Raw genomic sequence first — 6,781 nt, 5'->3', positions numbered from 1 at the left:
GATGCTCAGACCGACCTGCAGCATACCTTGGAAGAGGAGTCCCCATGGTGGCAGGTGGACCTGGGAAGCCTTCATACGTTGGGGGTACTTGATGTTTACAACCGTTCCGAGAACTTCGCTTACCGTCTTCGCAATTTTTACGTACTTGTATCTCCGACACCGTTCCCCGATGGGTCTGGCCTGGGGGATCTACTGTCGGACGGGGAGGTTGAGAGCTATTATTTTTCCGGTCAGGCCGGGCCCCAGGAGTCGATACCCTTGAACACCGAGGGACGTTATGTGCGGATCCAGCTCTCGGGCACCGGCATCCTGCATATGGCCGAGGTGGAGATAGCCGGTTGCACGACTTCCTCCCCGAACACTTCGTTCAAGGCCTCGTTCGAACGATTGGATTACTTGTCAGGTAATAGGGAGTTTGATACGGTCGGGCTTGCACCCAATCCTACATCCGATAAGGTACAAGTGGTCGGTCCGTCGAAAAATACCGTTTCAAAAATTCTCATTTACGATATGCAGGGAAGGCAGGTAAAGGAAATAACAAACATACGAGGCGATTCTCAACGTGTTGTAGAAAGTGTGGATGTTTCGAACCTGGTCAAGGCCACCTATGTCGTTATCGTGTTTTTGGAGGACGGGTCGTCTTATAGCAGAAGATTGATAAAAATTTAGGAATACGCTCATATATCCACTAAAAAGGCCCTGCTAGCAGGGCCTTTTTGTGTTATGGGCACGGGTCGGCGGGAGTAAATATCGAATAGGGGAATGACATTTTTAGGGATTGGCACAACAATTGTCGTTATCCTCAAGCAAAAAAATACTATAAATCACCAATGGCCCCTTAAGACAGGGCTTTGAACAGATAGTAAACAATAGAACAACTTAGGATTTCTGTCCGGATAATGACAGAATGACTGTAAAAGAGACTATGGGAGATTCTAAATTTTCAAATTTTGACAATATGTCGCTACATGCGATCGATGAGGATGCCGAGTTGATACCATTGCTGTCCCCCGAGGACGAGGAGGAGATGAACAATGAGGTACTTCCGGAAACCCTTCCGATATTGCCTTTGCGCAATACGGTCTTGTTTCCGGGAGTGGTAATTCCCATCACCGCCGGAAGGGATACAAGTATCAACCTGATAAAGGATGCCAATAACGGCCCTAAGGTAGTGGGCGTGGTCAGCCAAAAGGAAGAGGCTACGGAAAACCCCAAGGTGAACGATATAAACGTTTTGGGTACCGTTGCCCGAATTTTGCGCGTGCTGAAGATGCCCGATGGAAACACCACGGTCATCCTACAGGGAAAGAAACGCTTTGAGATCGCCGAGGTACTTACCGAAAAACCTTATATGACGGCCACGGTTCGCGAAGTGGCCGAAGAAAGGGGAGATCAGCATGGGCCTGAGTTCTTGGCGATTATCGAATCGATCAAAGAATTGGCCCTGAAAATTATTCGCGATAATCCGAACATTCCGAGCGAGGCTTCCTTCGCCATCAAGAACATCCAGAGCAATTCTTTTCTGATCAATTTCGTTTCATCGAACCTTAACCTAGATGTCAAGGAAAAACAGGAGCTGTTGGAAATAAACAGCCTGCGCGAGCGCGCCCTGGCCACCTTGAAATACATGAACCTCGAACTTCAGAAACTGGAGCTGAAAAACGATATCCAATCGAAGGTGAGGAGCGACTTGGACCAGCAACAGCGCGAGTACTTCCTGCATCAGCAAATGAAGACCATCCAAGAAGAGCTGGGCGGGGTTTCCCATGATGACGAATTGGCCGAGATGCGCGAGAAGGCCAAAGAGAAAAAATGGAGCAAGAAGGTCGGGGAACATTTTGAAAAGGAGCTGGCGAAAATGCAGCGCATGAATCCGCAGGTGGCCGAATACTCCATACAGCGGAATTACTTGGATCTGTTTTTGGACCTGCCCTGGAACGAGTATTCAAAGGACAAGTTCGACCTAAAACGGGCCCAGCGTATTTTGGATCGCGACCATTATGGCCTTGAGGATGTCAAAAAGCGTATTATTGAATACCTGGCGGTTCTAAAACTGCGCAACGATATGAAGTCGCCCATCCTATGTTTGTACGGACCTCCGGGCGTAGGTAAGACCTCTTTGGGAAAATCGGTTGCCGAGGCCTTGGGCAGGGAGTATGTACGTATGTCCTTGGGCGGTTTGCGCGACGAGGCCGAAATCCGGGGCCACCGAAAAACCTATATAGGGGCCATGCCCGGAAGGATCATCCAAAGCATTAAAAAGGCCGGTACCTCGAATCCCGTCTTTATTCTTGACGAAATCGATAAACTGGCAAGCAGCCATCAGGGCGACCCCTCTTCGGCCATGCTCGAAGTACTGGATCCCGAACAGAATTCGGAGTTCTACGATAACTTCCTGGAGATGGGCTATGACCTTTCAAAGGTAATGTTCATAGCCACTGCCAACAACCTGTCGACCATTCAGCCCGCCTTGCTGGATAGAATGGAGATCATCAATGTTACGGGGTATACCATAGAGGAAAAGGTCGAAATCGCCAAAAGGCACCTTCTGCCCAAGCAACTCAAGGAACACGGCTTGACGACCAAGGACCTGAAAATCGGGAAGCCGCAACTGGAAAAAATCGTTGAGGGCTATACCCGCGAGTCGGGTGTCCGTGCCCTGGAAAAGCAGATCGCGAAAATGGTGCGCTATGCGGCCACCAACATCGCTACGGAAGAGGAATACGACGTCAAGGTTTCCAATGCCGTGATCGAAAAGGTGCTGGGGCCTCCAAGGATGGAGCGCGACAAGTACGAGAACAACGATGTGGCCGGGGTCGTAACCGGTCTGGCTTGGACGAGTGTGGGCGGCGATATTCTTTTTATCGAGTCGATACTGTCTAAAGGCAAGGGAAACCTCAATATTACGGGTAATTTGGGCAAGGTGATGAAAGAATCGGCCACCATTGCCATGGAGTACATCAAATCGAATGCCGATCGGTTCGGCATAGACCCGGGCGTATTCGAAAAATACAATGTGCATATTCACGTGCCCGAAGGGGCCACGCCCAAGGATGGGCCCAGTGCCGGAATTACCATGTTGACATCGCTGGTGTCGCTGTTTACTCAGCGAAAAGTGAAAAAGAGCCTGGCGATGACAGGAGAAATAACCCTAAGGGGCAAGGTGCTTCCCGTGGGTGGTATCAAAGAAAAGATCTTGGCGGCCAAAAGGGCAAAGATCAAGGAAATTATACTTTGCAAAGACAACGAAAAAGATATCTTGGAAATAAAAAAAGAGTATCTTAAAGGCCTGAAATTTCATTATGTGACCGACATGCACGAGGTAATCGAAATTGCTATTACCGATCAGAGGGTCAAGAACGCCAAAAAGCTGTAATGCAGAAAATTGCGATTGCCATTGATGGATACTCATCGACAGGAAAAAGTACCTTGGCCAAACAACTGGCCAAGGCCTTGGGCTATAAGTATATAGACACTGGGGCCATGTATCGGGCGGTTACCCTATTTGCCATGCGAAACGGGTTTATCGGCGATGGAAGGGAAAACTTCGGGGCCCTTGTAAAGCTCCTTCCCAAAATCAAGCTCAACTTTGTTCCCAATGCCAAGCTGGGCTTTTCCGAAATGTACTTGAACGGGGAGAACGTCGAAAAGGAAATTAGGACCATGGACGTCTCGAAGTACGTAAGCCGCATTGCCGAAATTGGGGAAGTACGGCATATGTTGGTCGAAATGCAAAAGGAAATGGGGAAGGAAAAAGGAATCGTCATGGACGGTCGTGATATTGGCACGGTCGTTTTTCCCGAGGCCGAATTAAAAGTGTTTATGACCGCTTCGCCACAGGCACGGGCCACCCGACGTTATAAGGAACTCTTGGACCGGGGGGAGGAGGTGGTTTACGAGGAGGTCTTGAAGAACGTACAGGAAAGGGACTATATCGATTCGCACCGCGAATTTTCCCCGCTGAGGAAGGCCGACGACGCCATTGAATTCGACAATAGCGATATGGGGCTTGTTGAACAGTTCGACCGCCTGTATAGCATTGCCCAACGGTATATCGATAAGGCATAAAAAAGGCCCGGTTCAAACCGGGCCTTTCTTTATTTTGGTATCCTGACCGTTTTACAGGTTCGGGATGATAAGAACCTGATCGGGATGTATAACGTCCGGATTTTTCAAGATGTCGGTATTGGCCGAGAAAATCTGTTTGTATTTCATGGGGTCTCCGTAGTAGTGTTTGGCAATCTTGCTTAGCGATTCGCCGCTCTTTACGGTGTGCCTGGCATATACCGAAGTATCGGCCACCGTTATGTTGGCCTTGATGTCACTGGGGTTCTCGCCGCCGATTTCCTTTATCTTGTCCCACAGCAGGTTTTTTTCGTACTGGGTACTCGCCTCGCCCTTGACTTTTAGGATGCCGTCTTCCTCTCGGACATCACCGTCTTTGATACCTAATTCCTCTCCAAGATTTAAAACGGGTTGATATTTTGCTTTTACGCTCATGATAATGACCTTGTTTAATGGTTAATATTTAGGTCCTCAAGATAAGAATATTTGGTGTATGTAAGGCCTAAATCATAATTTTTCTGGGGTTTGGGGCTTTCTGATCGAAATAAGATTGGTGAAATCAAGATAAATCAGTATTTTTGCACTCCTTTTTTACAAAGAAAACAAGAGGAAAAGGAAAGAGAAAAGATAAACTTATAACATCTTCTACGATAATTGTTTAACTCTTGTGAAGTCGTAGAATACAAATTAGAATCAGCAAATGGCTGAAGAAAAAAACTCAGTTGAGGTAGAGGAAACTGCCGAGGCAACAACAGAAGTAAAGCAAGAAACCCCAAAACAAGATCCCCAGGAATTTTTGGAGAACTTCGATTGGGACAAGTACGAAGACGGCATCGAACGCGTGGAAGACTCCAAATTGGAGGAGTTTGAAAAGTTGGTGGCCGAAAACTTCGTAGACACGGCAGATGAAGAGGTCGTAGAGGGTACCGTGGTGTATCTGACGGATCGCGAGGCTATCATTGATATCAACGCAAAGTCGGAAGGGGTAATCTCTTTGAACGAGTTTAGGTACAACCCGAATTTAAAGGTTGGCGATAAGGTCGAGGTCTTGATCGATATTCGTGAAGATAAAAGTGGCCAGTTGGTGCTTTCGCATAGAAAGGCGAGGACCATTATGGCTTGGGACCGTGTCAATGCGGCCCACGATAAGGAAGAGATCGTTAGCGGTTTCGTAAAATGTAGGACCAAAGGGGGTATGATCGTCGATGTCTTTGGCATCGAGGCCTTCTTGCCCGGTTCCCAAATTGATGTCAAGCCTATTCGCGACTATGATCAGTACGTAGGTAAGACAATGGAATTCAAAGTGGTTAAGATCAACCACGAGTTCAAAAACGTAGTGGTTTCTCATAAAGCCTTGATCGAGGCCGATATCGAAGAGCAGAAGAAGGAAATCATCAGCCAGCTTGAAAAAGGACAGGTACTTGAAGGTGTTGTCAAGAACATCACTTCATACGGTGTGTTCGTCGATCTTGGTGGTGTTGATGGATTGGTACACATTACCGACCTTTCTTGGAGCCGTATCAACCACCCGAACGAAGTGGTGGAGCTCGATCAGAAAATCAACGTGGTTATCCTCGATTTCGATGAGAACAAATCGAGAATCCAGTTGGGTATGAAGCAATTGGAGAAACACCCATGGGACGCTTTAAGCGACGATATAAAAGTTGGCGATAAAGTAAAAGGTAAAGTTGTCGTAATTGCGGATTACGGTGCGTTTATCGAAGTGGTCGAAGGTGTTGAAGGCCTTATCCACGTTTCTGAAATGTCGTGGTCTACGCACTTGCGTTCGGCCCAGGATTTCGTAAACGTTGGTGACGAGGTAGAAGCCGTAGTGCTTACCTTGGATCGCGAAGACCGAAAAATGTCTTTGGGTATCAAGCAATTGACCCCAGATCCATGGACCGATATTACTACCAAATATCCTGTTGGTTCAAGACACACGGGTATTGTTAGAAACTTTACCAACTTCGGCGTTTTTGTTGAAATGGAAGAAGGTATCGACGGTTTGATCTATATTTCAGATCTTTCTTGGACGAAGAAAATCAAGCACCCATCTGAATTTGTATCCGTAGGGGATAAAATGGAGGTTGAGGTCTTGGAGTTGGATGTTGAAGGTCGTAAGCTTAGCTTGGGCCACAAACAGACTACCGAGAACCCATGGGACAAATACGAGCAGGAATTCGCTGAAGGTACCGTTCACAAAGCGGCCATTACCGAAGTTGTTGACAAAGGTGCCACCATCGAATTCAATGAGGATATCACTGCCTTTGTTCCCCAACGCCATATGGAGAAGGAAGACGGAAGCAAGCTGGTTAAAGGCGAGGAGGCCGAATTCAGGATCATTGAGTTCAATAAGGACTTCAAGCGTGTAGTAGCAAGCCATACGGCTATCTTCCGCGAAGAAGAGCAACGTAACATCAAAGCTGCGCAGAAAAAAGCTGCCGCCGCCGCCGATGAGGCCAAGCCTACCATAGGTGATGCCAACGAAGCGCTTCAAGCATTGAAAGACAAAATGGAAGCTGGTTCTAAGAAGAAGTAAGTTTCCTTTCTTAAGATTGAGAAGCCCCAACGGACTCCGTTGGGGCTTTTCTTTTTATAAGGTATTATAAAATAATTTTTCAATGTAGTGCACTGGGGCGCCATGACTTAGGCCCCTGTCCGGGATATATTGCCATATCATTTTGCCAATGGTCTTATAAGAATTGCCTATTTTTGT

The 6,781-nt window shown here is 47.3% G+C and carries 5 protein-coding genes; 4 read left to right on the top strand and 1 reads right to left on the bottom strand.

Annotated elements, in window-relative coordinates; all coding sequences use genetic code 11:
- The 3 genes from BUB37_RS09915 to cmk all read left to right on the top strand — a co-directional run.
- Positions 1-669 (top strand): galactose-binding domain-containing protein (locus tag BUB37_RS09915; RefSeq protein WP_139278096.1); only part of this gene is annotated, 669 nt, incomplete at its 5' end.
- A 256-nt stretch (positions 670-925) separates the two neighbouring features.
- Positions 926-3,376 carry an endopeptidase La gene (gene lon / locus BUB37_RS09910; RefSeq protein ID WP_072992873.1) on the top strand — a complete coding sequence of 817 codons (2,451 nt, stop codon included), beginning with the start codon at positions 926-928 and terminating at the stop codon, positions 3,374-3,376.
- Complete coding sequence (gene cmk, locus BUB37_RS09905; protein WP_072992505.1) at positions 3,376-4,068, top strand: (d)CMP kinase; 693 nt, start codon at positions 3,376-3,378, stop codon at positions 4,066-4,068. Before lon ends, cmk begins: the two co-directional genes overlap by 1 nt.
- A 51-nt stretch (positions 4,069-4,119) precedes the next feature.
- Here cmk and BUB37_RS09900 read toward each other — a convergent pair whose 3' ends face one another.
- Entirely contained in the window at positions 4,120-4,500 is a 381-nt protein-coding gene (locus BUB37_RS09900; RefSeq protein WP_072992502.1) for a LysM peptidoglycan-binding domain-containing protein, read from the bottom strand.
- Positions 4,501-4,765: 265 nt separating this feature from the next.
- Here BUB37_RS09900 and rpsA point away from each other — a divergent pair, with 265 nt between their 5' ends.
- Positions 4,766-6,604, top strand: a complete 1,839-nt coding sequence (gene rpsA, locus BUB37_RS09895; RefSeq protein WP_072992500.1) for a 30S ribosomal protein S1 — start codon at positions 4,766-4,768, stop codon at positions 6,602-6,604.
- The last annotated feature ends 177 nt before the right edge of the window (positions 6,605-6,781 follow it).

The organism is Pseudozobellia thermophila, assembly GCF_900141855.1.
Classification (GTDB): domain Bacteria; phylum Bacteroidota; class Bacteroidia; order Flavobacteriales; family Flavobacteriaceae; genus Pseudozobellia; species Pseudozobellia thermophila.
Note: the sequence above shows the minus strand (reverse complement) of the source record. Positions and strands in the feature narration are given on the sequence as shown.